The sequence below is a fragment of the Ferrovibrio sp. genome, assembly GCF_025869515.1.
Classification (GTDB): domain Bacteria; phylum Pseudomonadota; class Alphaproteobacteria; order Ferrovibrionales; family Ferrovibrionaceae; genus Ferrovibrio.
Genome location: NZ_JAOZVR010000012.1, coordinates 33217 through 58258 on the forward strand (window position 1 = coordinate 33217; position 25042 = coordinate 58258).

Genomic DNA, 25042 nt, shown 5'->3' on the forward strand with positions numbered 1-25042 from the left:
ACGAAACGATGTGGCTCGATGTAACGGGCAGGAAGATTTTCGCTGCCACCGGCGGCAAGCCTTTCGATGCGGCGAAACCGACCGTGGTGTTCATCCACGGCAATGCCTGCGATCACACCAGCTGGGCGATGCAGACGCGCTGGTTCGCCTATCACGGCTATTCGGTGCTGGCGGTCGACCTGCCGGGCAATGGCCGCTCAGAGGGCCCGATGCTCGAAAGCGTCGAGGCCTTCGCCGACTGGATGCCGCAACTGCTCGATGCTGCCGGCGTGCAGCAGGCGACCTTGGTCGGCCATTCGATGGGCGCGCTGATTGCGCTGGAAACCGCATTGCGCCATCCGTCGCGCGTCAGCAGGATTTCGCTGCTCGGCTTCGCTTTCCCCATGGCGGTGAATCCCGAACTGCAGGCGTTGGCCGACAGCGGCGCCTATACGGTCGTCGAACTGATGAACGACTGGATGATCGCCAAGCGCAACCAGATCGGCAGCAACCGCGTGCCCGGATCGCATCTGCTGAACGGTAGCATCCGTCTGATCGATCGGGCGCCGCGCCACTGCCTGGCGCTTGGCTTCCGCCTGTGCAACGCCTATCAGAACGGCAAGCAGGCGGTGGCGGCAATCACGGCACCCGTGCAGATACTGGCTGGCGAGCGTGACCAGATGACGCCGTTGCGTGCCGCGCGCGGCTGGGCCAAGGAATTCAGGAATGGCCGTATCGATGTACTGCCGGGTTGCGGCCATATGATGATGGGCGAACGCCCGGACGAGACGCTGGATGCGCTCAAAAGTTTCATTGCTGGATAAGAGATGGCCAAAGAATCTGTCAAAGTCGAACAGCGTCTGTATCTGATCACGCCGCCGGTCCTTGAGCCGGCCGTGTTTGCCGAAGACCTGAAAAAGGCGCTTGGCGCCGGTGATGTTGCCTGCCTGCAGCTGCGGCTGAAGGACGGTGAGCAGACTGCATCCGACAATGCCCTCCGGCGTGCGACCGAAGCCCTGCTGCCGATCTGCCACGAGTATGACGTCGCATTGCTGATCAACGACCGGCCCGATCTGGCGATCAAGTTCGGCGCCGATGGCGTGCATGTCGGCCAGGAAGACGCGTCCTATGAGGAGGCGCGCCGCATCCTGGGACCGGATCGCATCGTTGGCGTCACCTGCCATGACTCCCGTCATCTGGCGATGGAGGCGGCCGAGGCCGGGGCCGATTACGTGGCCTTCGGTGCCTTTTTCGCCACCGATACCAAGCAACCCAAGACGAGGGCCGAGCCCGATCTGATCGCCTGGTGGGCCGACCTGATGGAAGTGCCCTGTGTGGCCATTGGCGGCATAACGGTGGAGAATTGTCCGGTCCTGATCGAAGCCGGGGCAGACTTTCTGGCGGTTTCCGCCGGTGTCTGGCGCCATCCCGAGGGCCCGGCCGAGGCGGTGAAAGCCTTTAACCGGGCAATTGCCAAGCACGGGCGGCGCTGATAGGTTCCGCCGCCTTTCCAGAACGAGCACCCGTCCCCCAATTTTTGGTCCCCAATGGCCCTGCGATCCGCTTTGATCAATGCGATGGCAAACGCGGCGCGTAAAGCGCAGCGCAGCCTGATCCGCGACTTCAACGAAGTCGAGCACCTGCAGGTCTCGAAGAAGGGCCCGGCCGACTTCGTCTCTGCCGCGGACCGCAAGGCCGAGAAGGTTCTGCAGCAGGAGCTGTCCAAGCTGCGCCCCGATTTCGGCTTCGTGATGGAAGAGGGCGGCCGCATCGAAGCCAGGGACGGCAAGAGCTACTGGATCATCGATCCGCTCGATGGCACTACCAACTTCCTGCACGGCATTCCGCATTTCGCCATTTCGATCGGCGTGCAGCGCGAAGATGAACTGATCGCCGGCATCGTGCTGGATGTGGTGCGCGACGAGCTGTTCTGGGCTGAGAAGGGCGTTGGCGCTTATGTTAACGAGCGTCGCATCCGCGTTTCCGCCCGCCGCAAGCTGCCGGAAGCGGTGTTCGGCACCGGCATCCCGTTCCTTGGCAAGCCGGGTCATGAGCCTTTCCTGAAAGAAATGACCACGGTGATGGCCGAAGTGGCCGGTATCCGCCGCCTGGGTGCGGCGGCGCTCGATCTGGCCTATGTCGCCGCCGGGCGTTTCGACGGTTTCTGGGAAACCGGGCTGCAGCCCTGGGATATCTCGGCCGGTATCGTGCTGGTGCGCGAGGCCGGCGGCACGGTCACCGATCTGGCCGGCGGCGAAAAGATGATGGAAACCGGCGGGATCATCGCGGCCAATGATGTTCTGCATGCGCCGCTTACCAAGCTGCTCAAACCCTGATTTCGGGCCTGGATCAGTTTCAGCCGCACCGCACAAGGTGTTGATTTCCTGTCCTTGACGGCGGCTTGCCGGGTTGTCGGCTTTCACGGCCTCCGCTATCGTTCGCCACGTATTCGGGGTTAGGGGGACTTTTCCGATGGCTGCCAGGCCGGTTTCGCATTCGCTTGCCGCCCTTTCGCTGGCATTCGGCGTCGCTGCCGGGATCATGCCTGCGCCGGCGCTGGCCCAGAATTACATCGGCAGCGGCAACATCCAGATCAATCCGCAGGCGCTCGATCAGCTGAGCGGCGGAAGACTCTCGGCGCCGGCTGCATCTCAGGCGCCATTGCTCGGCGCTACCGGTCGGGGCGGCAAGGCGGTCAAGCCGCCGTCGCTTGTCCCCATGGCCAGCCAGCCGGCCGGTCCGCAGCCGCTGCTCGGCGAAACCGGCAAGCCGGCCACTACCGCCACCATCAAACTGCGCCCGCCGCGGTCGTCTACCGCGACTCGTAAAGCCGCGGCCCCGAAGGCTCCGGCCCCTGCTGTTGCCGCTGCACCTTCGACGCCGGCTGCCGCACCGCCCGGCCCGGCGCCTGCCCCGCCAGCGGGCACGCCGGTGCCGGTGACGCCTGCGCCTCAGGCCGCGGCACCGACCGCTGCCCCGGCCACTTCACCGGCCCCGGCTCCCGTTCAGACGCCTGCGCCCGCCACGGCCCAAGCTCCTGCACCGACGCCGACGCCTGTGCCCACTCCTGCACCGGCGCCTGCTCCGCAGGCGGCCGCGCCGGCTGCTGCAACGCCGGCTCCTGTGCCGGCTCCTGTGCCGGCTCCGCCGCAGGTGGCGGCGGCACCCGTCGCGCCGCGTCCGATCCCGGCGCCGAGCGTACAGGGCGGTGTTGTCACCATTGCTTTCCCTGGTGGCCAGGGCGAATTGCCGGCTGGCGATCTCACTGCCCTCGATGCACTCGCCAAACAATATGCGACGGGTGAAGACCGCCTGCAGATTCGTGCCTATGCCACCAACAGCGTCAGCGATGGCGGCAGCGGTGCGCGGCGCCTGTCGCTGACCCGCGCTTTGGCGGTACGGCAGTATCTGATCGACAAGGGTATCCGCTCGACGCGGATCGACGTTCGCGCGCTGGGCGCACCGACGGATGGCAGTGCGGCCGACCGTGTCGAGATTGCGCCTGTCGGGCGGTAAACCGGGTGACTGCCGGCCGGCGTTAACCGGTGCCCGGGGCTTTCCGTATCTGTATTGTCGCACATCTGGGGTTGATCCGGCTCGCGGCGATGGGCGATCATTGGCCGGTTCGCTCCTTGATTCGTAAATGCGAATTCCAAGAGGCGGTTGCCGATCCTGGCCCGTAGCAAGCGGGCTGGCGCCCGGTGCCGTGAAAATGCCGTATTCGCTCCGTAACGCAGAAGCGGAAGGATGGATTGCATGACCAAGCCTGGCCGTTTTCTGTTGCGCATGGTGCTGTTCCTCGCCGCCGTCGGCGTCGTGATTGCAGTGCTGCACAACACGTTGCTGCGCGCCTATATGGCGAATGTCGCGCTCAACAGTCTGATTGGTGCCATCCTGCTGATCGGCATCCTGTACACGTTCCGCCAGGTCTGGGAGATCGGCCGGGAAGCGAGCTGGGTCGAGGCCTGGCAGCGCGCCCAGCGCAGCGGTGGTGCCGGCAATATCGGCGAGCCGTCGAATCTGCTGGCCCCCCTGGCCCGCATGCTGGCCAATCGCGGGCCGCGCGGCTCGCTGCATGCCACGGCCACGCGTGCCCTGCTCGATTCGGTTGGGTCGCGCCTGGATGAAGGCCGCGAAATCTCGCGCTATTTCATTGGCCTGATGGTGTTCCTCGGCCTGCTCGGCACCTTCTGGGGCCTGCTGGAGACCATCAACGGTGTCAGCGATACCATCAACGGCCTGTCGCTCAATGCCAGCGAGGATATCAACGCGCTGTTCAGCAAGCTGAAAGGCGGCCTGGAAACGCCGCTGACCGGCATGGGGCTGGCCTTCTCCGCCTCGATGATGGGCCTTGCCGGTTCGTTGATCCTCGGCTTTCTCGATCTGCAGGCTGGCCAGGCGCAGAACCGTTTCTACAACGACCTGGAAGAATGGCTCGCCGGCTTCACCCGGGTCGGTGGCGGCGCAGTGGCTGAGGGCGACCAGTCGGTGCCGGCCTATGTGCAGGCGCTGCTGGAACAGACTGCCGACAGTCTCGACAATCTGCAGCGCACCATGGCGCGCGGCGAGGACAGCCGCGGCCAGACCGGCGCCGCCCTGCTGCAGTTGAACGAGAAGCTCAGCCTGCTGACCGAGCAGATGCGTGCCGAACAGGGCCTGCTGCTGAAGCTGACCGAGCATCAGATCGAGATGAAGCCGATCATGGCCAAGCTGGCGCAGGGCACCGAGAGCGGTAATTTCGACTCCGCCAGCCGCGGCCATCTGCGCAATATCGACATCCTGCTGACCCGCCTGCTCGACGATGCGGCGCAGGGCCGCGCCAAGCTGGTCGATGACATGCGCTCCGAAATCAAGCTGCTGTCGCGCACCATTGCGGCCGCTGCCGACAACCAGCGCCGGTAAGCGCCGATGGCTCTCAGCCGCAGGCGTATCGACCATCAGAGCGCTGGTCCATGGCCCGGTTACGTCGATGTGCTGTCGACGCTGCTCATGGTCATCGTTTTCGTGCTGGCCGTGTTCATGCTGGTGCAGTTCTTTCTCGCCAATGCGATTTCCGGCCGTGACAAGGCCATCGAGGGCCTGCGTAGCGAACTGGCCGGGCTGGTCGAGCAGCTGTCGCTGGAAAAGCGTAACAATGCCCAGCTCAAACTTGACCTGACCAGCCTGCAGGCGACGCTGAGCAGTGCCAATGCGGAGCGCGATCAGCTGGCTGCCGTGCTGGCGGACAGCCAGGTGCGGGCGGACGAGGCCGAGAAGAAGCTGGGCGAGCAGCAGCAGATCGTGATCGACCTGCAGGGCAAACTGGTGTCCAGCACCGGCCAGCTGGATCAGGAAAAACGCCTGAGCGCCGAGGCGCGCAGCCAGGTCGACCTACTGAACCGGCAGATCCTGGCCCTGCGCGAGCAGCTCGGCCAGATCGAGCGAATCCTCAAGGAGAGCGAAGAGAAGGACAAAAACAACCAGGCGCAGGTCAGCGATTTGGGTAAGCGGCTGAATGCAGCACTGGCGCGCAAGGTCGATGAACTGACCAATTACCGCTCCGAATTCTTCGGCCGCTTGCGTCAGGCCCTGGGCAACCGCCGCGACATCCAGGTCGTCGGCGATCGCTTCGTATTCCAGTCGGAGGTGCTGTTCGACTCTGCCTCTGCCGAATTGAAGCCTGAAGGCCGCGAGCAGATCGGCAAGCTGGCCAAGACGCTGATCGAGATCAGCAGCAAGATTCCACCGGAGCTGCCATGGGTTCTGCGCGTGGACGGTCATACCGACAAACTACCGATCAGTACGGCGCAGTTCCCGTCGAACTGGGAATTGTCTTCGGCGCGCGCCATATCGGTGGTGAAGTTCCTCGCCAGCCAGGGCGTACCGGTCGAGCGGCTGGCGGCGACCGGCTTTGGTGAATTCCAGCCGTTGGATGGGCGTGAGGATCAGGTTGCCTTCCGCCGCAATCGGCGTATCGAGCTCAAGCTCACCGAACGCTGATCGGCGAACGTTAATCACAGGGCGCCAGACATGTTTGAGGAAGCCTTTCTCAAGGTCGGTGAACGCCTTGGCGCACTGCAGGCCAAGGTGGTGGTTGCTCTTTCTGGCGGCGCGATCATGCTGGCGATCATGGCGGCAGCGGGCGTGTATGTCTGGATGCATCCGGTGCTGCATTGCCGGCAACAGAGTGCACTGCTGTTCTTCGGCACGGCTATTCGCCAGGGCAGCCATACCGGCCATATCGGCGGCGATGAGTGGAAGGGTTTTGTCGAATCCGCCATCGTGCCGCGTCTGCCCGATGGCTTCACCGTGCTGGAGGGGCAGGGTTTCTATCGCTCGGCCATTGACGGTGCGGCGGCGCGCGAGAGCACCTATATCCTGATGGTTGCCCATCGCAATGATGCGGATATCAACGGGCGGCTTGCCACCATCGTCGAGGATTATAAGACACGCTTCCACCAGGAAAGCGTGCTGCGCCTCGATCAGTGCGGCGCCTATAAATTCTAGCTTTAATTTTCGATCGGACGCAGTTTGCCGGTGTCGAGCTGGCAGTCCAGCACGGTCGGCTGGAACACCGCTCCGATCAGCAGCCGGCCCTGCCGCTGTATGCCGACGCTGGCCCCCGACAGCAGACTGCCCGGGTCGCCGAAGGCTTCGGCCGTATGCACGGCGCCGCGCGCATCGCGGCTGAGCCTCAGGATTATGCTCGGGCTTTCCTTCTCGGCATTCATGGCATGGCCGATGAAGGCAAAGGCATTGGGATGTGCGGCGACCCAGAGATCGCCATTGGCATCGCGGCGCACATTGTCGGCGCCGCCGGGCAGCGGCAGGCTGCCGCTGCGCAGCAGCATGCCGCTGTTGGGTTCGCGCGTATAGGCCAGCAGCATGCGCCATTGTGTCGAGCCAACCAGCACGGTGCTGCCGTCGCCGGTGATTTCGATACCATTGGCAAAAGCGATATTGTCGGCCACCACGCGGGCGCCGCGACCGTCGTGATAGACCACGGTAGAACGCGACAACTGCAGCAGATTTTCCATCATATGCATCCAGCGCGGGCCAATGAAACCTATACCGCCACCACGATCATTGGTGAGGTAGAAGGATTCCGGCCCGGCGGCGGCAATGCCGTTGGGATGTATGAACAGGTCGCTTGCCACACTGCCGCGATGGCGCAGCGCCGGCACGGCGCCGACGGTCAACTGTACGGCAAAGATCTCGACGGTATGACGATCGCTGCTGCGGTGATTGATCACATGCAGATAGACCTGACCATCGGTTGCGGTAAACAGGCTGAGGCCATGGGGATGCAGCACCAGGCTGGCGGGCAGTTCCAGACGGGTAAAGCGGCCGGGCCGACTGCTCATGTCGTAGAAATACAGTGCTCCGGGCGCCGCGCGGTCGCGGCGGTCCTGGCTCGATACGATGGCGCCGGGCAGCAGACCGGTACCCTCGGGCAGCAGGGCCATGTCTTCCGGGCCCGGTGGCGCGGCCACTGCCTCGCATTGTCCCGCCACAAAGGCTTCGGTGCTGCGATAGGCGCCAGAAAGCCAGATCGTGTAGCCGATATACAGCACCAGGGCGACAAGCAGGAAGCGCCACCAGAAGCGCATCAGCCGCCGCTGCAGCGGCTTCTCGTCGCGGCGCCTACGCGGCGGCATCGGCACCGGCCTCCGTATCTGGCCCCGGCCCGGCCATGAACTGCAGGCGGGCCAGGCGTGCATAAAGCCCGTCTTCCGCCATCAGGCTGTCGTGGCGACCGGAGGCGACGATGCGGCCCTGATCCATGACCACGATCCGGTCGGCCTTCTGCACCGTGGCCAGCCGGTGCGCGATCACCAGTGTGGTGCGTCCCTGCATCAGATGCTCCAGCGCCGTCTGCAGCTTGCGTTCGGATTCCGCATCCAGGGACGAGGTCGCTTCATCCAGCAGCAGAACAGGAGGGTCGCGCAGCAGGGCGCGGGCGATGGCTATGCGCTGGCGCTGGCCGCCGGAGAGGCGCACGCCACGCTCGCCAAGATACGTATCGTAGCCCTGCGGCAGGGCCTGGATGAAACCGTGCGCTGCGGCTGCCCCGGCCGCAGCCTGCACTTCGGCATCGCTCGCCTCGGGCCGGCCGTAGCGGATATTCTCGGCCACCGTGGCGCCGAAGATCACCGGTTCCTGCGCCACCAGGCCGATATGGCGGCGCAGCGCGACCGGATCGAGCTGGGCGATGTCACAGCCATCGAAGCGGATATGTCCGGATTCCGGATCGTAGAAGCGCAGCAGCAACTGGAACAGCGTGGTCTTGCCGGCACCCGATGGTCCGACGATGGCAACGGTTTCGCCGGCGGCGATATCCAGGCTGAGGCCATCGACCGCGCGCATCTGCGGCCGGGCCGGGTAATGGAAGCGCACGGCATCGAATTGCAGGCGGCCGGTCGGCGGCGCCGGCAATTGCAGCGGGGTGACCGGCGCGCGAATGGCGGGCTCAGTGGCCAGCAACTGCATCAGTCGTTCGGCGGCGCCGGCGGCACGCTGCACATCGCCCCAGGTTTCCGACAGCGCTCCGACGGCAGACGCACCGACCACGGCATAGAATACAAAGGCACTGAGTTCGCCGGCCGACATCTCACCGGCAAACACCGCCTTGCCGCCGATCCACATCACGGCATTCACCGCGCCGAAGACCAGCAGCATCACCAGTGCGGTGAGCCAGGCGCGGGCGCGGATGCGCCGCACAGCGGTGCCGAAGGCGGCCTCGGCATGATTGCCGAAGCGGTCGGCTTCGCGGGATTCGTAGGTATAGGCCTGCACGGTGGTGATGGCGTTCAGTGTTTCGCCGGCCTGGGCTGCGAGGTCGGCGATGCGATCCTGGCTCTCGCGCGAGAGTTTGCGCAGGCGGCGGCCGAGAATAATGATCGGCAGCACCACGAGCGGAATCACCAGGGCGACCAGCAGAGTCAGGTGCGGTGAGGTGATGACCAGCAGGACGGCGCTGCCCACGAAGAGCAGGACGTTACGCAGCGCCACCGAGATCGAGGAGCCGACCAGGGTCTGGATCAGCTCGGTATCCGTGGTCAGGCGCGATAGCACCTCGCCGCTGCGCGTCGTCTCGAAAAAGACCGGGCTCAATTTCATGACATGGCTGTAGACGGCACGCCGGATATCGGCGACCACCCGCTCGCCCACCCAGGTGACGCAGTAGAACCGGGCAAAGGTTCCTGCCGCCAGAATGACGACAACGCCGAACAGCGCTCCGAAATAGAGGTCGAGATAATCACCATTGCCATGGCCGAAGCCGACATCGATGACACGGCGGATCGCCTGCCCGATTGCAAGCATGGCGCCGGAGGTGACGATCAAAGCAATCGTGGCGCCCGCCGCCATCCATCGATAGGGCAGGACAAAGCGGAAAATGTGCTTCAGCGCCGAGATCGGCGGGCGCTTGGGATCGGAGATATCGGCTGACGGCATTGGCTTGTCTTGCTGAAAACTCAGGTGGTTATACCGACCGCAGCCCGGAGGGACAACGCGACGACCGATCCCCTGTGCACGCCGGTCGCGGGGCGCGACCTGCATACGACTGTATGATCATGTTATGAACGTCTATATTTCACTTTATGTTCTTATATTGCTATTATAGATATCGATAAATTCTCCACCTCTCCTCTCAAGAGAGTTTCCATGCTCGCCCTGCAGTCCCGCCTCGCCGCGCTCACCCTGCTCGCCACGATCTCTGCCTGCGTAACGCCCAAGTCGCCTCCACCCATTGCCGCCAAGCCAGTACAGCTGGCAGATGGGCGCACCATCGTGCCGGGTGAGCAGGCTGGACTGGATGGTCGTTCGATCGAACTGGCCCTCGTGCAGATAGATGTTCCGCGCGGCAAGGAAATCGGCCGGGTCTCCGGCGAGATCGGCACGATGTGCACCGGAATGGGGGTGATGGGTCCGATCCATCAGCAGCAGCCGCGCAGCCAGGGCCGCAGCAGTGAATGGAGCGATACGTTTTATCGCGTGATGAGTGGCCATGGTTTCAGGGTGACCGGTGATCCCAGCCAGCTTTTTGATGCGCAGCGCGACGACGGAGGCGAACTGCAGTTCGGGCTCTCCATCACCGAGATGGACATGGACATCCGCGCGCTCTGCGATTTCACCGGCCGGTACATGGTTGGCATCCGTGGCAAGTCCCGCATCACAGTCGAATGGCAGGTTTTCGACCCGGTACGGCGGCAGGTCATCCTGCGCCAGCGCAACGAGGGCAGATTCGAAACCGCCGAGGCGATCGCGCCGGATCAAAAGGTGATGATGCAGCTCGCTTTCGCCGATGCCGCAAACCAGCTGGCGACCTCGCCTGAACTGCGCCAGACGATGACGGAACGTGCGCCTCTGCCGCAGCCGGGCGCGCCTGCGGTTGTGCAAGACCGGTCGCGGATTTCGCTGCGTCGCGTGGCGCTGTCGCAACAGCCGATCAGCAATCATATCGACCGCCTGCGCAGTGCGACCGTATTGATCGAAACTGGGACCGGTAGCCACGGTTCAGGCTTCCTCATCACAGAGGAAGGACTGATGGTGACGAACAAGCATGTCGTGGGCGGTCAGCGGTTTGTGCGCGTGCGACTGGTCTCCGGCCGTGCGGTCGTAGGCGAAGTGCTGCGCGCACATGACCTGCGCGATGTCGCGCTGGTCAAGCTGGAAGGCAGTGGCTATCCGGTGATGGCGATCCGTGAAACGCCGGTGGCCGTGACCGAGGAAGTCTACGTAATCGGCGCGCCGCAGATGAAGCAACTGGCCTGGACGGTGACGCGTGGCGTGGTCAGTGCCTGGCGGCCGGCACACCCCCCCAGTCGGCCATTTGACCTGATCCAGTCGGATGTCGCCATTCATGGCGGCAACAGCGGCGGCCCGATGCTCGACCGGCAGGGTAATCTGGTGGCCATTGCCGTGATGGGCTGGGCTCCCGATCCCAACAACCCGTCAGCCAATACCAGTCTGAACGGTTTCATCCCGATTCTGGACGGGCTGGAAAAGCTCGGGCTGGAACTGGTCGACCCTGCCGAATACCAGCGCCGCCGCAACCTGACCGCCGGCCAGTAGTTAACAGATTGATTTGACAAAACTATTGGAGGCACCCGCTTCGGGCTTGCAGGGGGGGCCGCTTCGGGCTATAACGCCCGCCGATTGAGGAATTTGCGGGCTTTCCGGCGAAGGCCCAGGAGAACTGTCATGAAGGCCGATATCCATCCCGATTATCACGAGATCAAGGTGCAGATGACGGACGGCACCGTCTACACCACCCGTTCGACCTGGGGTAAGCCCGGCGACACCATGATGCTCGACATCGACTCGATCTCGCATCCGGCCTGGACCGGCGGTCCGGCCCGTCTGAACGAAGCGGGCGGCCAGGTGGCCAAGTTCAAGAAGCGCTTCGGCAGCTTCGGCCTGAAGAAATAATAGGCCGTAGTCGGACGATCTCCTGAGGCTGCGGCTTCAGTCAAAAAGGCGGCCGGTCACCCGGGCCGCCTTTTTCATGCCTGCCGCCCTTTTGATTTCAGCCTGCCCTGCCATTTTCAGCTTCACCCGGCCACGTTTCATTAACTACGATGGTATTACGCCTGTGGGGCTGATCCAGCGACCCGGATCACGAGAACAGCGCAGCCATGGCCCAGGTTTATCAATCCGCGTCCATCAAATTGGCCGACGAGATCATTACGGTGATCTATGTTTCCTATGCCGCCATTGCCACCGACGAGATGGCGGCGCGCTCGCTGGCGGCGATGAAACCGCTGTTCAAGAATTCCACGCTGGTTCTGGCTGCCCAGGGCGTCAATCTCGCGCCGGAATTCGTCGGCCCCAGACATGTGGTGGATTTCCTGCGCGGCCGGGCCCTGCATGATTTCAAGTGGTATCCGATCTCGGTCGGCTGATCTTCGGCCGCCGCGGTTTTCGTCACTTGCGAAAAAAATGCACGACCCTCTTGAAGGCGACTTTTCCGCTTCCTAATTGACAGGCGTGCCGGACGCTCAATCGAGGTTCGGCTATGAACGGCGGCCCGGCGCATTCGCGGGAATGCCTCCCGCGTTCTGCGGGCCGCGCAACGGACTCATCGCTTGAAGGAGGATGACCCCATGCGTGCTTTCGACCTTTCCCCCCTGCTGCGTTCCAGCGTCGGCTTCGACCATGTGAACCGGCTGTTCGAACTGGCCAACCGCGTCGATGAGACGACCGCCAGCTATCCCCCCTATAACATCGAGAAGCGCGGCGAAGACGCGTACCGGATCACCATGGCGGTGGCCGGCTTCAGCGAGAGCGAACTCGACATCACGGTCAAGGAAAACAGCCTGGTCGTCACGGGCAAGGCTGCCGAACAGGCGGTCGAGCAGGGCGAGCCGGTATCCTATCTGCACCGTGGCATCGCGCGCCGCGCCTTTGAGCGCCGCTTCGAGCTGGCTGATACCGTGAAGGTGGTCGGTGCCGAACTGAAGGACGGCCTGTTGCATATCGCACTGAAGCGCGAAGTGCCCGAAGCCAAGAAGCCGCGCCAGATTCAAATCAACACGGCCGCCAATGGCGGCACGGTGATCGAGGCGCAGCCGAAGGCGGCCTAATCAGGCTGCAATGAAAAACGGCCCCGGCATTGCTGCCGGGGCCGTTCGTATTTGTAGACCGGAAGGTGGCGCTTACGCGGCCTTGAACTCGCCTTCCAGTTTGGCCTCGTATTTGCCGAGCGCGGCCAGGCCGTTCAGGCGGGCACGGTGCAGATAGCCCTTCTGCGCATTCGCCACGTTGGCGGCCTTGCCGCCCCACAGCTTCAGCGGCAGGGCCTGCAGGGCGCGGCCATAAGAGAAGGTCAGCGCCCAGGGCAGGTTCGGATGACGGGCATTCATGGCGCCGAGATGGGCCGAGGCCAGTTCGTCGGACTGGCCGCCTGACAGGAAGGCAATGCCCGGCACGGCCGAGGGCACGCAACGCTTCAGTACCTGCACCGTGGCATCGGCGACTTCATGGACGCTGGCAACAGTCTTGCAGCTTTCACCCTGGATCACCATGCCCGGTTTCAGGATGATACCTTCCAGCTGAACGTTATGCAGCGCCAGCATCTCGAACACGGTATGGAGGGTGCGCTCGGTCACGGCGAAGCTGGTGGCCAGGTCATGGTCGCCATCCATCAGGATTTCCGGCTCGACGATCGGCACGATATTGTTGGCCTGGCAGATGCCGGCATAGCGCGCGAGCGCCTCGGCATTGGCGACCAGCGCCTGGCGACTCGGCTTGCCATTGGCGATGTTCAGTACCGCGCGCCACTTGGCGAAACGGGCGCCGAGCTGGTGGTATTCGGCCATGCGCTTGCCCAGGCCATCGAGGCCTTCGGTGATCTTCTCGCCATCCGAGCCCGGCAGGGTCTGCACGCCCTTGTCGACCTTGATGCCCGGGATGATGCCGCGCTTGTTCAGGATGTCGACCAGCTGGGTGCCATCCTTGGCCTTCTGGCGCAGCGTCTCGTCATAGAGGATGACGCCGGAGATATACTTCTCGGCACCCTCGGCGGTGAACAGCATCTCGCGATAGTCGCGGCGGTTCTCTTCTGTCGAGGGGACGTTGATGCTCGACAGACGCTTTTCGATGGTGCTGGTGCTTTCGTCGGCGGCGAGGATGCCCTTGCCCGGCGCGACCATGCCCTGCGCAATCTTGTTCAGTTCCTTGAGGTTCATGTCATTCAGCTCCCGATACGTCTTCAGTCAGGTCCGTTAAAACAAAAAAATCCGGCCCTGTTTTCCCCTGGGGCCGGATTTTATCACGCATTCACTTGGCAGCCACTGCGGCCGGTGCAGCCAGGGCGGCCACACCGGGCAGTTCCTTGCCTTCCAGCCATTCCAGGAAGGCGCCGCCGGCCGTCGAAACATAGGAAAACTCTTCCGCCACACCGGCATGGCGCAGGGCCGCCACCGTGTCGCCACCGCCGGCCACGCTGAGCAGGCGACCCGAGGCGGTCAGCGCCGCCGCAGTCCGTGCCACGGTGACGGTGCCGGCATCGAAGGGCGGAGTCTCGAAGGCACCCAGGGGGCCATTCCAGACCAGGGTTTTGCAGTCGGCCAGGATGGTGCCCAGGCGGGCAGCGGCTACCGGGCCGATATCCAGGATCATCGTATCGGCCGGCACGCGTTCCGCCGGCACCACCTTGCTGGGGGCGCCCTGCCTGAATTCGCGCGCCACGACGACGTCATCCGGAAGAATGATGGCGCAGCCGCGGGTGACGGCATCGCGCAGGATGTCGCGCGCGGTATCGGCCAGATTCTTCTCGCACAGGCTTTTGCCGACTTCGCGGCCTTGGGCGAACAGGAAGGTGTTCGCCATGCCGCCGCCGATGATGATCTTGTCGACCTTGCCGAGCAGGTTGCCGAGCAGCTCCAGTTTGGTGGAGACCTTGGCACCGCCGATCACGGCGGCAACCGGCTTCTCCGGCTTGTCCAGCGCGGCCTCAAGATGCTTCAGCTCCACCTCCATGTTGCGGCCGGCATAGGCCGGCAGCAGATGCGCCACGGCCTCCGTGGAGACATGGGCGCGATGGGCGCAGGAGAAGGCATCGTTGACGTAGATATCGCCCAGCGCTGCCATCTGCTTGGCAAATGCCAGGTCGTTCTTCTCTTCCTCGGCATGGAAGCGGGTGTTTTCCAGCAGCACGACGCCACCGGGCTTCAGCCTGGCAATCGCCGCCCTGGCCGGCTCGCCGACGCAATCCTCGGCGAAGGGGATGGAAGAGCCCAGCGCGGTGGCGAGCGCGGCCGCCACCGGCTTGAGCGACATTTCCGATACCGGCTTGCCGTCCGGACGGCCGAAATGCGACAGCACGACAACCTTGGCACCCTTGCGCGACAGTTCGTGCAGGGTGGGCAGGATGCGGCTGATGCGCAGATCATCGGTGATCCGGCCGTCCTTCATCGGGACGTTCAGATCGACGCGCACCAGCACGGTCTTGCCGGTGACGTTGACATCATCGAGAGTGCGGAAACCGGCCATGTGGGCTGCTCCTGCCTGGCCGTTAGAGCTTGGCCATCGCCACCGCAGTATCGGACATGCGGTTGGAGAAGCCCCATTCGTTGTCGTACCATGACACCACGCGCACCAGATTGCCGTCCATCACCGTGGTCTGCTTCAGGTCGAAGGTCGAGCTGGCCGGATTGTGGTTGAAGTCGCTGGAGACCAGCGGCTGGTCGTTGACGTCGAGGATGCCCTTCAGCTTGCCGGCGGCAGCCTTCTTGACGGCATCGTTGATCTCTTCGACCGTGGTGTTCTTCTTGGCAATGAACTTGAAGTCGATCAGCGACACATTCGGGGTCGGCACGCGGATCGACGAGCCGTCCAGCTTGCCCTTCAACGACGGCAGCACCAGGCCGACGGCCTTGGCGGCACCGGTGGTGGTCGGGATCATCGACAGCGCCGCGGCGCGGGCGCGGTAGAGATCCTTGTGCATGGTATCCAGCGTCGGCTGGTCGCCGGTATAGGCATGGATCGTGGTCATGTAGCCCTTCTCGATGCCGACGGCGGCATCAAGCACATAGGCGACAGGGGCCAGGCAGTTGGTGGTGCACGACGCGTTCGAGACGATGGTGTGCTCGGGCTTCAGCTGGTCGTGGTTCACGCCGTAGACGACGGTGAGGTCGGCATTGGTGGCGGGCGCAGAGACCAGCACCTTGCGGGCGCCGGCGGTCAGGTGCAGGGCGGCCTTTTCCTTGTCGGTGAAGATGCCGGTGCATTCCAGCGCGATGTCGACCTTCAGCTCCTTCCAGGGCAGCTTGGCGGGATCGCGCTCGGCCGTCACCTTCATGAAGCCGCGACCCACATCGATCGCATCGCCCTTGGTTTCGACCTTGCCGTTGAAGCGGCCATGCACGCTGTCATAGCGGAACAGATGGGCGTTGGTCTCGACCGGGCCGAGATCGTTGATGCCGACGACTTCGATATCCGTGCGGCCGCTTTCGATGATGGCGCGCAGCACATTGCGGCCGATGCGGCCGAAACCGTTAATCGCAACCCGAACCGTCATTTTTTCATTCTCCGATGGGATGGCGTGACGGGCGGAAACCGGGCGGCGTAAACTGCCCATAACCGTCCTTTTTCGGGGCTGGGTTTAGCCCCTTTGTGGGTGAGTCGCAAGACGAGCACGGGGATATCACGGCCTCCGCTCAGGCCCCCTGCATCAGCCCGTAGGGGAAGGGGGTCCACCAGCCGGCTTTCAGGCCGGCGGCGCGCAGGCCGGCCCCGATCCATTCGTTGCAGGTGCGAAACGGGCTGTAACGCCCTGTTGCCTCATAGAAGACGTCGTCCAGGCTGAATCCCGGTTCTGGCAGGGGTTGCGGGCGGCCATCGCGCCCGGCGGCGAAGCCGGCCTGAATATACGCCGCCAGGGCGTGATATTGCAGGGCATCAACCTCCAGGCGCCGGACCGTGAGCTGGGGGTCGGCCAGGGCTCCTTCAGGCACCCGCATCACATGCATGGCCGCCGGGCCACGGCCCAACAGGGCGGCCATGGCCAGATCGGGCCGGAAATCCACCGGGCGGCGGGTTGCCAGGTAAAAATCTCGGTCCCCCCAGCCGAAGGCGACATAATCGCCCTCGGCGATTCGCCCGGCCAGCGCGCTGTCACCCAGCCAGGCAGTCCAGTCGGTCTGGTCCTGTCCTGTCTGTTCCGGGCGAGCCGGCAGCGCGGCCCAGACATGCCAGCCGTTCGAGATCAGGTAAACGGGCACCACCGGCTGCCCGGGCAGCGGCTGGCGGTGCGGGGCGGGTAGCAGGCCAAGTCCCAGTGCCGCCACGCCATACAGGGCGGGTATCGCAAGAAGGCCGAGAAGAAGGATCGCCAGCAGGCGACGGACGCTGCGCATGGAGCCCTTTCTTGACGGAAAAATGTGGCGAGAATGAAGCGCGGCAGCACCAAGAATGGCCGAATCGGTCGATAAGCCCTTGGCGGTACAGCATCTCCTTGTTTAGTATCCTTTGCATACGATCTGTGGTGCAGAACAAGGGACCGGCAGGACCGGCCTTACAGGTTGGGGGGTAGTAATGTTCCGTTTTTTGCCTCGTCTTGCGGCAGCTGCAGTTGCCGCTTGCCTGATGACCGCTGTCGCGCCGGCTGCGCAGGCACAGGATAAAGGCGGCGTCGATCCGTCTTTCCTGGCCATTAGTGCGGGCTATCATGACATCGCCGACGATCACGACGCCTTCGAAGGTCGTGTCGAATATCGCCACGGCGAGAAGTTCTGGATATTCAAGCCGGTGGTCGGTGTGCTCGCAACGAGTGACGAAGCGGTCATGGGCTACGCCGGCGTGCTGGTCGACATCTATTTCGGTCGCCGCTGGGTGCTGACCCCGGCCTTCACGCCGGGCCTGTATCGCAAGGGCGATGGCAAGGACCTGGGCGGCACGATCGAATTCAAATCGCAGATCGAACTCAGCTACCGCTTCGACAACCGGTCGCGCCTGGGAGTCGGCATCAGCCATATCTCCAATGCCAGCATCTATGACAGCAATCCCGGTACCGAGACGGTCTTCCTGACCTACACCCTGCCGCTCGGCGGACGGTAACCGCTGCGGCATGACGGGGTGCCGGCGGACAGGCGTTCGCCGCGAGTCCGTTGTGCCGCGGCTTTTCTGATCGGCGTGACACGTCGGCGTGCCCAGTTTCGCGCTCTCGCCCCGGCGGCCATGCTCGCGTAGGTCGCCTGCATGCGAAGCCCAGTATCTGGCAGTCGTGACATCATGTGCATGCCGACGCTGAGCCTGGTGGTGCGTAGCGCCGATATTCAGAATCCGAAACCGCCCGGATCCAGGCCGACTTGCTGCCAGATTCCGGCAGGCGTGATGCCGGCAGCACGCAGATCGCGCAGCGCCGGCGCATTCCTGCGTTTGGCCAGCCGCTCGCCGCTGTCAGTCAGCAGCAGCCGGTGATGCGCATAGGCCGGTGCCGGCCAGTCGAACAGTGCCTGGAGCAGGCGATGCAGATGCGTGGCGCCAAACAGGTCATTGCCGCGGGTGACCAGCGTAATGCCCTGCAGCGCATCGTCGTGGCATACGCAGAGATGATAACTGGCCGGAATCTCCTTGCGCGCCAGCACCACGTCACCGAAGCCCTGCGCCAGCAGCTCGGGCATTACCGATTGTGCGCCGGCCTCCTCGTCATGCCAGCGTAGCGGCCAGTTTCCGGTATGCCGGCACGCGGCAGCGATATCGAGGCGCAGCGCATAGGCCTCGCCCGCCGCGATACGCTCCGCACGTTCGGTCGCGCCAAGATGCCGGCAGGTGCCGGGATAGACCGCGCCCTCGAAACCATGGGGCGCATGACCGGCGGCAGCGATCTCGGCCTGGATTTGCTTGCGGGTGCAGAAGCAGGGATAGAGCAGGCCGCGCTGGCGTAAGGAGTCGAGTGCTGCAGCGTATTCAGCGAAATGCTGCGACTGCCGGCGCACCGGCTGCTCCCAGCTGAGGCCCAGCCAGGCAAAATCCTCAAGGATCGCTGCCGCGAATTCCGGCCGGCAACGGGTGATGTCGATATCCTCGATGCGCAGCAGGAAGCGCCCGCCGGCCTGCCGGGCGCGCAGGAAGGCGATGCCGGCGGCATAGGCATGGCCGGCATGCAGGTAGCCCGTCGGGCTTGGCGCGCAGCGCGTAACGATGTCAGACTGCATGGGCGATTCTCATTCTGCAGCTTATGGCAAATCTCCTACCCGTCGCAAAGCCCGACTCCCGCAAGCGCACCAAGGTGGCGCTGGAGCAGCTCTGCGCCCACGAGCCGCGCTTCGCCGAGGCTTTTGCCGCCGTTGGCTTCATTGCCGATCGCCGCCGGCCGGCCGATTTCGCCAATCTGTGCCGCATCGTGATCGAGCAGCAGATTTCCGTGGCCGCCGCCGCCACCATCTGGGGCCGGCTGGAAGCCGCCGTGCAGGGCCGTGCCAACGGCGTCTTCAGCCCGGAGCGGGTGCTGAAACTGAGCGAGGCGCGCCTGCGCGCCTGCGGCCTCAGCGGCCCGAAGGTGCGCTATGTGCGCAACATGGCACAAGCGGCGAAAAGCGGAGCCATCGACTTCGCCCTGCTGCCACAGCTCGAAGACCATGCAGCCATGGCCATGCTGACCGAGGTGAAGGGCATCGGCCGCTGGACGGCGGAAATCTTCCTGATGTTCGCGCTCGACCGCGAGGATATCTGGCCGGCGCATGATGTGGCGCTGCAGGAAGCCGTGAAACGGCTGTTCGGGCTGAAAGCGCGGCCCGATGTGAAGAAGATGGACCGCATGGCGGAAAACTGGCGGCCGCATCGCGGCGTCGCGGCCAGGCTGCTGTGGCGCTATTATGCCGTGACGGCCAAGCGCCTCACCACCGATCACATCGACAAGGCTGCGTCTGCCAAGAAAGCATCCGCATGAGCATCGACGGTCCTCGTCTGGCGCCTCTCAAAGGCCCCGCCCGTAAGCTGGTCGTGCTGGTCCATGGCTATGGTGCCGATGGCGATGACCTGATCGAGTTGGGGGCGCAGTGGCGCAACGTATTGCCCGACGCCGCCTTCGCGGCACCGCATGCACCGGCGATGATTCCGGGATTTCCGCCTGGCATGGCAGGCGGCCGGCAGTGGTTTGCGCTCGATGCCTACGATCCGAACCTGCTGCGCCGCGACCCGCATCAGACTGCGGCGATCTACGCCACCATGCAGCGCGCGGCCGAACAGGTGGCGCCGGCGCTTGAGCAGTTTCTGGATGCCGAGTTGAAACGGTACAATCTTGACCCCGGTGATCTGGCGCTGGTGGGATTCAGCCAGGGCACCATGATGGCACTGCATATCGGCCTGCGCCGTGATCCGGCACCGGCCGCCATCCTGGGATATTCCGGGGCGCTGCTGGGCGGTGCGGGGCTGGAAAAGCAGATTCGCAGCCGACCGCCGATCCTGCTGATCCATGGCGATGCTGACGAGATTGTGCCGATCGAGGCCATGCATGCGGCGCTGAATGCACTGAACGCTGCCGGATGTCCGGCCCGGTTCCATGTCAGCCGTGGGCTCGGCCATGGCATCGACGGCCAGGGCCTCAGCCTCGGCGGTGCCTTCCTCGCCGAATCCTTTGCCCGCCCTAGATGAGAGTGGGGTGATGCCTTGTGGACAACCCGTCCGGCTTACAAAATAAGGTAGTTGTCATGATGCGGTAACCCCGCATATGGTAAGGGCAATACGGCGTTTCGGAACTGGGGAAGCAATGAACCCTGAGAGTTGCCCGGCGTTGGTTTTGAATGCGGATTACCAGCCGCTGTCTTATTTCCCGCTTTCGGTCTGGCCGTGGCAGGAAGTGGTCAAAGCGGTCTGCATGGATCGTGTCACGATCCTCTCCGAATACGATCAGGAAATTCACTCGCCCAGCATGCGCATGCGCCTGCCCAGCGTGGTGGCACTCAAGCGCTATATCGCTCCGGCCCGGCGGCCGGCCTTCACCCGGTTCAACCTGTTTCTGCGCGACCGTTTCTCCTGCCAGTATTGTGGCAGCCGGCATGAACTGACTTTCGACCATGTGATCCCGCGCTCGCGCGGCGGGCTGACGCGCTGGGACAATGTGGTGGCCGCCTGTGCGCCCTGCAATCTGACCAAGGGCGGGCGCATGCCCAACGACTGCCACATGCATCCGCGCATTCGCCCGCATATGCCGACCGTGCAGGAGTTGCAGCTGAACGGGCGGGCCTTCCCGCCCAATTTTTTGCACGAGAGCTGGCGCGACTTTCTTTACTGGGACAGCGAGCTGGAGCCGTAAGGCGCGGCAGCCTGCTAAACGCGTTCGGACAGCCAGATGGCGCTGCGCGTAATCGCCTTGATGCCTTTCGACAGCAGAGCGTAGCCCGGGGCTTCGGCGGCACCCTCGGCACGTGCCGTGTCGCGGTGGTTCACTTCATCGGCGCGGAACTGCTCGATGGTGGCGCGCAGCTCAGGCTCGGCATCGCCCAGCTTCTCCACCTGTCGTCCATAATGCTGGTCGATCACTTCCTCGACCGCTTCGGTGCAGGCCATCGCCGCCTTCTCGCCCAGTAGCGCGCTGGCGGCACCGAGCGCGAAGCCACCGACATGCCACAGCGGCGAAAGCAGGGTGGGACGCACGCGGCGCTGCGGCAGCAGGCGGTCGAAGGCATCCAGATGCGCCTGCTCCTGCTCCAGCATATGGCGGATGGTCGGCGTCGACGGCGCCTTTTTCAGCACCGCGAGCTGGCCCTCATAGATGCGCTTGGCGCCGTATTCGCCGGCATGGTCGACGCGCAGGATGCGTTCCAGCAGGGCGCGCGGATCGGGATCGCCCGCCAGGCGTCGCTTTTCCATCCCCGGCTTGTGCATCATTGGCCTCCTTTTGCCCGGTGGGCCGCCATCAGGGCAAAGCCGGCCAGCACAGCCGACCACAGCGCATTCCAGCCGGCCATGGAAAGGCCGAGCACGCGAATGGCGGCTTCGTCGCAGCGCACCACCGGCGCGGCCATCAGCTGCGCCCGCAGGTCTTCCAGCGTAGTGGCGGTCGGGCCGCCGCCGCAACTGGTCAGTCCCGGCCACCATTTCCACTCAACGCCGGCATGGAATACGCCGATGCCGCCGGTGACAACGAAGCTTAATGCAGCGAGCACCAGCAAGGGGGCACGCAAGCGTGGCAGCGCCAGGGCAGCAAGGCCGAACAGGATGGCGGCACCATAGGGCCAGCGTTGCCACAGGCAGAGTTCGCAGGGCGCCAGGCCGAAGCCGTATTGCGACACAAAAACCAGGCCGAGCGTAAAAACCGCCAGTGCGGCAATGCTGAGGCCGGAGCGGCGGGGATCGAGCAGCGGGTCAAGGATCATGGCGTTCAGTCAGAAAGCATAGCGCACGACGACAAAACCGCCAATCAGCGCAATCAGGAAGATCCAGCCCAAAATAGTGAGTCGCTTTTCGATGAAGTCCTGGATCGGCGCGCCATAGGCGCGCAGCAGACCGGCCAGCAGGAAAAAGCGCAGGCCGCGTGTGGTGATCGAGGCGATAATGAAAACCGCCAGGCTGAAATGCGCGGCCCCGCTGGCGATGGTGACGATTTTGTAGGGGATCGGCGTCAGGCCCTTGATCAGGATGATCCACACGCCCCATTCGGCATAGGCGTCTTCGAAGGCCTGCCATTTCTCGCCATAGCCATAGAGATCGATCACCCAGCGGCCGAGCGTTTCCAGCAGGAAATAGCCGATGGCATAGCCGAACAGGCCGCCGATCACCGAGGCGATGGTGCAGATCGCCGCATAGCGGAAGGCCCGGCTGCGATCGGCCAGGCACATCGGAATCAGCATCACATCCGGCGGAATCGGAAAGACCGAGCTTTCCAGGAAGGACACGACGGCCAGTGCGCGATCGGCATGGGGGCGCGCGGCCTGGCGCATGGTCCAGTCGTAAAGGGCACGAAACACGGGCGGAAGGCTCCAGCAGGCGTCTGGCGAGGCAGGCCTCGTGTATGCCGGAGCCGGCCCGGCTTGTCCATGCGCCCCATGGCCGCGGGTATGACAAAGGCGTGTTTCTCCGCCGTTTCCCGCCCGCGAGTTCGCGCCGGGCTGGGCGTTGATTCAGGCCCGACCTTGGGTAATATCCGCCCCGGCTGCGCGCCGGTGATACCGGGCCCCAGTGGTGAAATTGGTAGACGCGACAGACTCAAAATCTGTTGTCCGCAAGGGCGTGCTGGTTCAAGTCCGGCCTGGGGCACCACCACCTCGCAAGCGATATCACTTCGCAAGCAATATGACGCTGCCGACATGAAAAAGCCGGACACCCGCAAGGATGTCCGGCTTTTTCATTTAGAATGGCGATGTCAGTGCTTCTTTACTGCATCGCGCACGGCATCCTTGGCGCCGCCCACGGCATTCTGGATCTTGCCCTCGACCTTGTCGGCACGGCCCTCGGTTTCCAGCTTGGCATCGCCGGTGAGTTTGCCGGCGGCTTCCTTGAGGCTGCCCTTGACCTGCTTGGCACTGCCTTCGATGCGATCCTTGTCCATCATGCGCTCCTGTCCGTTGGTTGACGTATACAGAACGCTATGCGGCCTATGTCGTTCCGGACAAAATGCCGCAGTGTCGCAAGCACCGTTTTCCGCCGTTTGTCAAACGCGGCTTAGCTTCCTGCAGCTCTGTTTTCGGAACACACCGGAAGCGAAAGGTTATAAAATGCATCCAAAGCAGAAGGAGATGTCATATGGCACAGACCGGTATGGATCGGCCGTTACAGATCGTCTTTCGCAACATGGAAAGCTCGCCTGCACTCGACGCCGCGATCCGGCAGCGGGTCGAGCGCCTGCGGCAGCAGGCCCATATCACTGGCTGCCGCGTGGTTGCCGAAATTCCGCATCGCAGTGCCGGGGGCGCCAAACCGCCATTGGCAATTTCGGTCGAGCTTGAATTGCGTGGCCGGCCGGCCATTGTGGTGAAGGACAGCGAAACCCGCCGCGAGGCGAAGGGCGACCAGCTTGCGGTGGTGACGCATGTGTTCGAAGCTGTCGAGCGTCAGCTGCGCGAGGCACATGGCGGTCGCAAGGGGGCCGCGCGACAGCTGGCGGAGGATGGTTCGATTTCTCTCGGCTGACGCTTGCTGCTTTAATCGGCAGCACTGAGCGGCCGGGCGACATCTTCCAGCGCCCGCCGCTCGGCCGCCACGCCCCAGATCGCCTGCACGATGCCGGCAAGCAGCATGATCGCCGCGCCCAGCAGGTAGCCGGCAAAGACACTGTTGCGCGATCCGGTTTCGATCAGCGCGCTGAACAGCAGCGGCGCGGCAACGCCGCCGATGCCGGTGCCGATGGCATAGAAGATCGCAATCGCCAGCGCGCGGATTTCAAGCGGGAAGGTCTCACTGACCGTCAGATAGGCCGAACTGGCGGCAGCCGAGGCAAAGAAAAAAACGATCGTCCAGGCGATGGTCTGCGTCATGCTGTTGAGCAGGCCCTGCTGGAACAGCCAGCCGCTGACCGCCAGCAGCAGGCCGGAGAGCATGAACGTACCGGCGATCATGGGGCGGCGACCGATCGTGTCGAACAGCCGGCCGAGCAATAGCGGTCCCAGCACATTGCCCAGGGCGAAAGGCAGGATATACCAGCCCACGGCGCCGGCCGGTACGGCGTAAAAATCGGTCAGCACCAGGGCATAGGTGAAAAAGATCGCGTTGTAGAAAAACGCCTGCGCCGCCATCAGGCTCAACCCGACCAGGGCCCGGCGGCGATGACGGCGGAACAGGATATCTGCCAGTTCACGAAGATCGACGTGGCTGCGGCGGCGGATGCGGAGCCAGGTTGATGGTTGGCCGGACAGTGCAGGTCCATGGCGTTCGATACCGGCTACCACGATTTCGGCGTCCTGTATCCGACCGTGGGTCATCAGCCAGCGCGGGCTTTCGGGTATCCATCGCCGCATCAGCAAAATCGGGAGCGCCAGCACCGCGCCGATCAGGAAGCAGATGCGCCAGCCCCAGTCAGATTCACTGGCGACACCGAATACACCTGTATCGAGCAGCACCAGCGAGCCGGCGGCGCCCCTGGCGGCGCCGATCCAGAAGGTGGCGGTGATGGTCAGGTCGCGCCAGCCCCGGTAGCGGGCCGGGATCAGTTCCTGGATGGTCGAATTGATCGCGGTATATTCGCCGCCGATACCGGCCCCGGTGAGAAAACGGAACAGCGCGAAGCTCCACAGATTCCACGACAGGGCGGTGCCGGCAGTGGCCAGCGCATAGAGCGCCAGGGTGATGAAGAACAGCTTGCGGCGGCCGAGCCGGTCGGTCAGCCAGCCGAAATACAGCGCGCCCAGCACCGCACCGGCGAGGTAGGCGCTGCTGGCCAGGCCTATCTCGACATTGCTGAAGGCCAGACTCGGGCTTTCCTTCAGCGCTCCGGCCACTGCCCCGGCCAGGGTCACTTCCAGCCCGTCCAGAATCCAGGTGATGCCCAGGGCCACCACCACGAGGCTGTGAAAGCGAGTCCAGGGCTGGCGGTCGAGCCGGCAGGGGATATCCGTGCGGATATCTGCAGCGCTTTCGACCGGCCGTTCGGTCATGCCGGGATTGGCCCTGTCGAGGCCGGAAAGGTGCGGATTTCCGGGCT

The 25042-nt window shown here is 64.0% G+C and carries 28 protein-coding genes and 1 tRNA gene; 17 read left to right on the plus strand and 12 right to left on the minus strand.

Annotation, left to right across the window (positions count from 1 at the left end):
* Positions 1-8: 8 nt before the first annotated feature.
* The 7 genes from OJJ21_RS02160 to OJJ21_RS02190 all read left to right on the plus strand — a co-directional run bounded on the left by OJJ21_RS02160 (position 9) and on the right by OJJ21_RS02190 (position 6465).
* On the plus strand, positions 9-803 hold the full coding sequence (locus OJJ21_RS02160) for an alpha/beta hydrolase (RefSeq protein ID WP_297682737.1): 795 nt from the start codon (positions 9-11) through the stop codon (positions 801-803).
* Between the two features lie 3 nt (positions 804-806).
* Positions 807-1472 carry a thiamine phosphate synthase gene (gene thiE / locus OJJ21_RS02165; RefSeq protein WP_297682738.1) on the plus strand — a complete coding sequence of 222 codons (666 nt, stop codon included), beginning with the start codon at positions 807-809 and terminating at the stop codon, positions 1470-1472.
* 54 nt (positions 1473-1526) lie between these two features.
* Positions 1527-2315, plus strand: a complete 789-nt coding sequence (locus tag OJJ21_RS02170; protein WP_297682739.1) for an inositol monophosphatase family protein — start codon at positions 1527-1529, stop codon at positions 2313-2315.
* Positions 2316-2451: 136 nt separating this feature from the next.
* Complete coding sequence (locus tag OJJ21_RS02175) at positions 2452-3495, plus strand: OmpA family protein (protein WP_297682740.1); 1044 nt, start codon at positions 2452-2454, stop codon at positions 3493-3495.
* Positions 3496-3735: 240 nt separating this feature from the next.
* Entirely contained in the window at positions 3736-4881 is a 1146-nt protein-coding gene (locus tag OJJ21_RS02180) for a flagellar motor protein MotA (RefSeq protein ID WP_297682741.1), read from the plus strand.
* Between the two features lie 6 nt (positions 4882-4887).
* The gene (locus OJJ21_RS02185) at positions 4888-5958 is read left to right on the plus strand and encodes a peptidoglycan -binding protein (protein ID WP_297682742.1); all 1071 of its coding nucleotides are present in this window, start codon (positions 4888-4890) and stop codon (positions 5956-5958) included.
* Between the two features lie 30 nt (positions 5959-5988).
* Positions 5989-6465 carry a DUF3574 domain-containing protein gene (locus OJJ21_RS02190; protein ID WP_297682743.1) on the plus strand — a complete coding sequence of 159 codons (477 nt, stop codon included), beginning with the start codon at positions 5989-5991 and terminating at the stop codon, positions 6463-6465.
* Between the two features lie 2 nt (positions 6466-6467).
* On the opposite strand, the gene OJJ21_RS02195 is transcribed toward OJJ21_RS02190, so the two are convergent.
* Both OJJ21_RS02195 and OJJ21_RS02200 read right to left on the minus strand, forming a co-directional pair.
* Positions 6468-7616, minus strand: coding sequence for a hypothetical protein (locus OJJ21_RS02195; RefSeq protein ID WP_297682744.1), 1149 nt, complete (start codon positions 7614-7616; stop codon positions 6468-6470).
* A complete protein-coding gene (locus OJJ21_RS02200) occupies positions 7603-9414 on the minus strand; it encodes an ABC transporter transmembrane domain-containing protein (protein WP_297682745.1) in 1812 nt (603 codons plus the stop codon). The genes OJJ21_RS02195 and OJJ21_RS02200 overlap by 14 nt, the downstream gene beginning before the upstream one ends.
* Before the next feature lie 210 nt (positions 9415-9624).
* Between OJJ21_RS02200 and OJJ21_RS02205 the strand changes: the two genes are divergently transcribed.
* The 4 genes from OJJ21_RS02205 (at position 9625) to OJJ21_RS02220 (ending at position 12545) form a co-directional block, all read left to right on the plus strand.
* Positions 9625-11034: a serine protease gene (locus OJJ21_RS02205; protein ID WP_297682746.1), complete on the plus strand. Its 1410-nt coding sequence runs from the start codon at positions 9625-9627 to the stop codon at positions 11032-11034.
* A 129-nt stretch (positions 11035-11163) separates the two neighbouring features.
* On the plus strand, positions 11164-11391 hold the full coding sequence (rpmE, locus tag OJJ21_RS02210; protein WP_297682747.1) for a 50S ribosomal protein L31: 228 nt from the start codon (positions 11164-11166) through the stop codon (positions 11389-11391).
* Between the two features lie 206 nt (positions 11392-11597).
* Positions 11598-11864 carry a hypothetical protein gene (locus OJJ21_RS02215; protein WP_297682748.1) on the plus strand — a complete coding sequence of 89 codons (267 nt, stop codon included), beginning with the start codon at positions 11598-11600 and terminating at the stop codon, positions 11862-11864.
* A 201-nt stretch (positions 11865-12065) separates the two neighbouring features.
* Positions 12066-12545, plus strand: a complete 480-nt coding sequence (locus OJJ21_RS02220; RefSeq protein ID WP_297682749.1) for an Hsp20 family protein — start codon at positions 12066-12068, stop codon at positions 12543-12545.
* A gap of 72 nt (positions 12546-12617) precedes the next feature.
* Here the strand turns inward: OJJ21_RS02220 and OJJ21_RS02225 are convergent, their stop codons facing one another.
* The 4 genes from OJJ21_RS02225 to OJJ21_RS02240 form a co-directional block, all read right to left on the minus strand.
* On the minus strand, positions 12618-13649 hold the full coding sequence (locus OJJ21_RS02225; RefSeq protein ID WP_297682750.1) for a class I fructose-bisphosphate aldolase: 1032 nt from the start codon (positions 13647-13649) through the stop codon (positions 12618-12620).
* A 91-nt stretch (positions 13650-13740) separates the two neighbouring features.
* On the minus strand, positions 13741-14955 hold the full coding sequence (locus OJJ21_RS02230; RefSeq protein ID WP_297682751.1) for a phosphoglycerate kinase: 1215 nt from the start codon (positions 14953-14955) through the stop codon (positions 13741-13743).
* Positions 14956-14977: 22 nt separating this feature from the next.
* Positions 14978-15982 (minus strand): type I glyceraldehyde-3-phosphate dehydrogenase, encoded by a 1005-nt coding sequence (gene gap / locus OJJ21_RS02235; RefSeq protein WP_297682752.1) that lies wholly within the window; start codon positions 15980-15982, stop codon positions 14978-14980.
* Between the two features lie 139 nt (positions 15983-16121).
* On the minus strand, positions 16122-16820 hold the full coding sequence (locus OJJ21_RS02240; protein WP_297682753.1) for a TIGR02117 family protein: 699 nt from the start codon (positions 16818-16820) through the stop codon (positions 16122-16124).
* Positions 16821-17049: 229 nt separating this feature from the next.
* Here OJJ21_RS02240 and OJJ21_RS02245 point away from each other — a divergent pair, with 229 nt between their 5' ends.
* The gene (locus OJJ21_RS02245; protein ID WP_297682754.1) at positions 17050-17520 is read left to right on the plus strand and encodes an acyloxyacyl hydrolase; all 471 of its coding nucleotides are present in this window, start codon (positions 17050-17052) and stop codon (positions 17518-17520) included.
* 218 nt (positions 17521-17738) lie between these two features.
* Here the strand turns inward: OJJ21_RS02245 and gluQRS are convergent, their stop codons facing one another.
* Positions 17739-18620 carry a tRNA glutamyl-Q(34) synthetase GluQRS gene (gene gluQRS, locus OJJ21_RS02250; protein ID WP_297682755.1) on the minus strand — a complete coding sequence of 294 codons (882 nt, stop codon included), beginning with the start codon at positions 18618-18620 and terminating at the stop codon, positions 17739-17741.
* 23 nt (positions 18621-18643) lie between these two features.
* Here gluQRS and OJJ21_RS02255 point away from each other — a divergent pair, with 23 nt between their 5' ends.
* The 3 genes from OJJ21_RS02255 to OJJ21_RS02265 all read left to right on the plus strand — a co-directional run bounded on the left by OJJ21_RS02255 (position 18644) and on the right by OJJ21_RS02265 (position 20719).
* Complete coding sequence (locus tag OJJ21_RS02255) at positions 18644-19354, plus strand: DNA-3-methyladenine glycosylase (RefSeq protein WP_297682756.1); 711 nt, start codon at positions 18644-18646, stop codon at positions 19352-19354.
* Positions 19351-20058: a dienelactone hydrolase family protein gene (locus OJJ21_RS02260; protein ID WP_297682757.1), complete on the plus strand. Its 708-nt coding sequence runs from the start codon at positions 19351-19353 to the stop codon at positions 20056-20058. Before OJJ21_RS02255 ends, OJJ21_RS02260 begins: the two co-directional genes overlap by 4 nt.
* Positions 20059-20173: 115 nt before the next feature.
* Complete coding sequence (locus OJJ21_RS02265; RefSeq protein WP_297682758.1) at positions 20174-20719, plus strand: HNH endonuclease; 546 nt, start codon at positions 20174-20176, stop codon at positions 20717-20719.
* A 14-nt stretch (positions 20720-20733) separates the two neighbouring features.
* Here the strand turns inward: OJJ21_RS02265 and OJJ21_RS02270 are convergent, their stop codons facing one another.
* From OJJ21_RS02270 to OJJ21_RS02280, 3 genes are read right to left on the minus strand one after another with little or no spacing between them, the layout of a single operon-like run.
* On the minus strand, positions 20734-21294 hold the full coding sequence (locus tag OJJ21_RS02270; protein ID WP_366092227.1) for a demethoxyubiquinone hydroxylase family protein: 561 nt from the start codon (positions 21292-21294) through the stop codon (positions 20734-20736).
* Positions 21291-21782 (minus strand): disulfide bond formation protein B, encoded by a 492-nt coding sequence (locus OJJ21_RS02275; RefSeq protein ID WP_297682759.1) that lies wholly within the window; start codon positions 21780-21782, stop codon positions 21291-21293. The genes OJJ21_RS02270 and OJJ21_RS02275 overlap by 4 nt, the downstream gene beginning before the upstream one ends.
* A gap of 9 nt (positions 21783-21791) precedes the next feature.
* The gene (locus OJJ21_RS02280) at positions 21792-22373 is read right to left on the minus strand and encodes a YqaA family protein (RefSeq protein ID WP_297682760.1); all 582 of its coding nucleotides are present in this window, start codon (positions 22371-22373) and stop codon (positions 21792-21794) included.
* A gap of 205 nt (positions 22374-22578) precedes the next feature.
* Between OJJ21_RS02280 and OJJ21_RS02285 the strand changes: the two genes are divergently transcribed.
* A tRNA-Leu gene (locus OJJ21_RS02285) sits at positions 22579-22665 on the plus strand.
* Between the two features lie 103 nt (positions 22666-22768).
* Here OJJ21_RS02285 and OJJ21_RS02290 read toward each other — a convergent pair.
* Positions 22769-22954, minus strand: a complete 186-nt coding sequence (locus OJJ21_RS02290; protein ID WP_297682803.1) for a CsbD family protein — start codon at positions 22952-22954, stop codon at positions 22769-22771.
* A 194-nt stretch (positions 22955-23148) separates the two neighbouring features.
* On the opposite strand from OJJ21_RS02290, the gene OJJ21_RS02295 reads away from it, so the two are divergent.
* Positions 23149-23535 carry an HPF/RaiA family ribosome-associated protein gene (locus OJJ21_RS02295; protein ID WP_297682761.1) on the plus strand — a complete coding sequence of 129 codons (387 nt, stop codon included), beginning with the start codon at positions 23149-23151 and terminating at the stop codon, positions 23533-23535.
* Between the two features lie 11 nt (positions 23536-23546).
* Here the strand turns inward: OJJ21_RS02295 and OJJ21_RS02300 are convergent, their stop codons facing one another.
* A complete protein-coding gene (locus OJJ21_RS02300; RefSeq protein ID WP_297682762.1) occupies positions 23547-24995 on the minus strand; it encodes an MFS transporter in 1449 nt (482 codons plus the stop codon).
* Between the last annotated feature and the right edge of the window lie 47 nt (positions 24996-25042).

What these genes read in the sequence shown, in the direction of transcription:
- OJJ21_RS02160 (WP_297682737.1), top strand. Translation starts at nt 9, where the DNA reads ATGTGGCTCGATGTAACGGGCAGGAAGATTTTCGCTGCCACCGGCGGC.
- thiE (WP_297682738.1), top strand. Translation starts at nt 807, where the DNA reads ATGGCCAAAGAATCTGTCAAAGTCGAACAGCGTCTGTATCTGATCACG.
- OJJ21_RS02170 (WP_297682739.1), top strand. Translation starts at nt 1,527, where the DNA reads ATGGCCCTGCGATCCGCTTTGATCAATGCGATGGCAAACGCGGCGCGT.
- OJJ21_RS02175 (WP_297682740.1), top strand. Translation starts at nt 2,452, where the DNA reads ATGGCTGCCAGGCCGGTTTCGCATTCGCTTGCCGCCCTTTCGCTGGCA.
- OJJ21_RS02180 (WP_297682741.1), top strand. Translation starts at nt 3,736, where the DNA reads ATGACCAAGCCTGGCCGTTTTCTGTTGCGCATGGTGCTGTTCCTCGCC.
- OJJ21_RS02185 (WP_297682742.1), top strand. Translation starts at nt 4,888, where the DNA reads ATGGCTCTCAGCCGCAGGCGTATCGACCATCAGAGCGCTGGTCCATGG.
- OJJ21_RS02190 (WP_297682743.1), top strand. Translation starts at nt 5,989, where the DNA reads ATGTTTGAGGAAGCCTTTCTCAAGGTCGGTGAACGCCTTGGCGCACTG.
- OJJ21_RS02195 (WP_297682744.1), bottom strand. Translation starts at nt 7,616, where the DNA reads ATGCCGCCGCGTAGGCGCCGCGACGAGAAGCCGCTGCAGCGGCGGCTG.
- OJJ21_RS02200 (WP_297682745.1), bottom strand. Translation starts at nt 9,414, where the DNA reads ATGCCGTCAGCCGATATCTCCGATCCCAAGCGCCCGCCGATCTCGGCG.
- OJJ21_RS02205 (WP_297682746.1), top strand. Translation starts at nt 9,625, where the DNA reads ATGCTCGCCCTGCAGTCCCGCCTCGCCGCGCTCACCCTGCTCGCCACG.
- rpmE (WP_297682747.1), top strand. Translation starts at nt 11,164, where the DNA reads ATGAAGGCCGATATCCATCCCGATTATCACGAGATCAAGGTGCAGATG.
- OJJ21_RS02215 (WP_297682748.1), top strand. Translation starts at nt 11,598, where the DNA reads ATGGCCCAGGTTTATCAATCCGCGTCCATCAAATTGGCCGACGAGATC.
- OJJ21_RS02220 (WP_297682749.1), top strand. Translation starts at nt 12,066, where the DNA reads ATGCGTGCTTTCGACCTTTCCCCCCTGCTGCGTTCCAGCGTCGGCTTC.
- OJJ21_RS02225 (WP_297682750.1), bottom strand. Translation starts at nt 13,649, where the DNA reads ATGAACCTCAAGGAACTGAACAAGATTGCGCAGGGCATGGTCGCGCCG.
- OJJ21_RS02230 (WP_297682751.1), bottom strand. Translation starts at nt 14,955, where the DNA reads ATGGCCGGTTTCCGCACTCTCGATGATGTCAACGTCACCGGCAAGACC.
- gap (WP_297682752.1), bottom strand. Translation starts at nt 15,982, where the DNA reads ATGACGGTTCGGGTTGCGATTAACGGTTTCGGCCGCATCGGCCGCAAT.
- OJJ21_RS02240 (WP_297682753.1), bottom strand. Translation starts at nt 16,820, where the DNA reads ATGCGCAGCGTCCGTCGCCTGCTGGCGATCCTTCTTCTCGGCCTTCTT.
- OJJ21_RS02245 (WP_297682754.1), top strand. Translation starts at nt 17,050, where the DNA reads ATGACCGCTGTCGCGCCGGCTGCGCAGGCACAGGATAAAGGCGGCGTC.
- gluQRS (WP_297682755.1), bottom strand. Translation starts at nt 18,620, where the DNA reads ATGCAGTCTGACATCGTTACGCGCTGCGCGCCAAGCCCGACGGGCTAC.
- OJJ21_RS02255 (WP_297682756.1), top strand. Translation starts at nt 18,644, where the DNA reads ATGGCAAATCTCCTACCCGTCGCAAAGCCCGACTCCCGCAAGCGCACC.
- OJJ21_RS02260 (WP_297682757.1), top strand. Translation starts at nt 19,351, where the DNA reads ATGAGCATCGACGGTCCTCGTCTGGCGCCTCTCAAAGGCCCCGCCCGT.
- OJJ21_RS02265 (WP_297682758.1), top strand. Translation starts at nt 20,174, where the DNA reads ATGAACCCTGAGAGTTGCCCGGCGTTGGTTTTGAATGCGGATTACCAG.
- OJJ21_RS02270 (WP_366092227.1), bottom strand. Translation starts at nt 21,294, where the DNA reads ATGATGCACAAGCCGGGGATGGAAAAGCGACGCCTGGCGGGCGATCCC.
- OJJ21_RS02275 (WP_297682759.1), bottom strand. Translation starts at nt 21,782, where the DNA reads ATGATCCTTGACCCGCTGCTCGATCCCCGCCGCTCCGGCCTCAGCATT.
- OJJ21_RS02290 (WP_297682803.1), bottom strand. Translation starts at nt 22,954, where the DNA reads ATGGACAAGGATCGCATCGAAGGCAGTGCCAAGCAGGTCAAGGGCAGC.
- OJJ21_RS02295 (WP_297682761.1), top strand. Translation starts at nt 23,149, where the DNA reads ATGGCACAGACCGGTATGGATCGGCCGTTACAGATCGTCTTTCGCAAC.
- OJJ21_RS02300 (WP_297682762.1), bottom strand. Translation starts at nt 24,995, where the DNA reads ATGACCGAACGGCCGGTCGAAAGCGCTGCAGATATCCGCACGGATATC.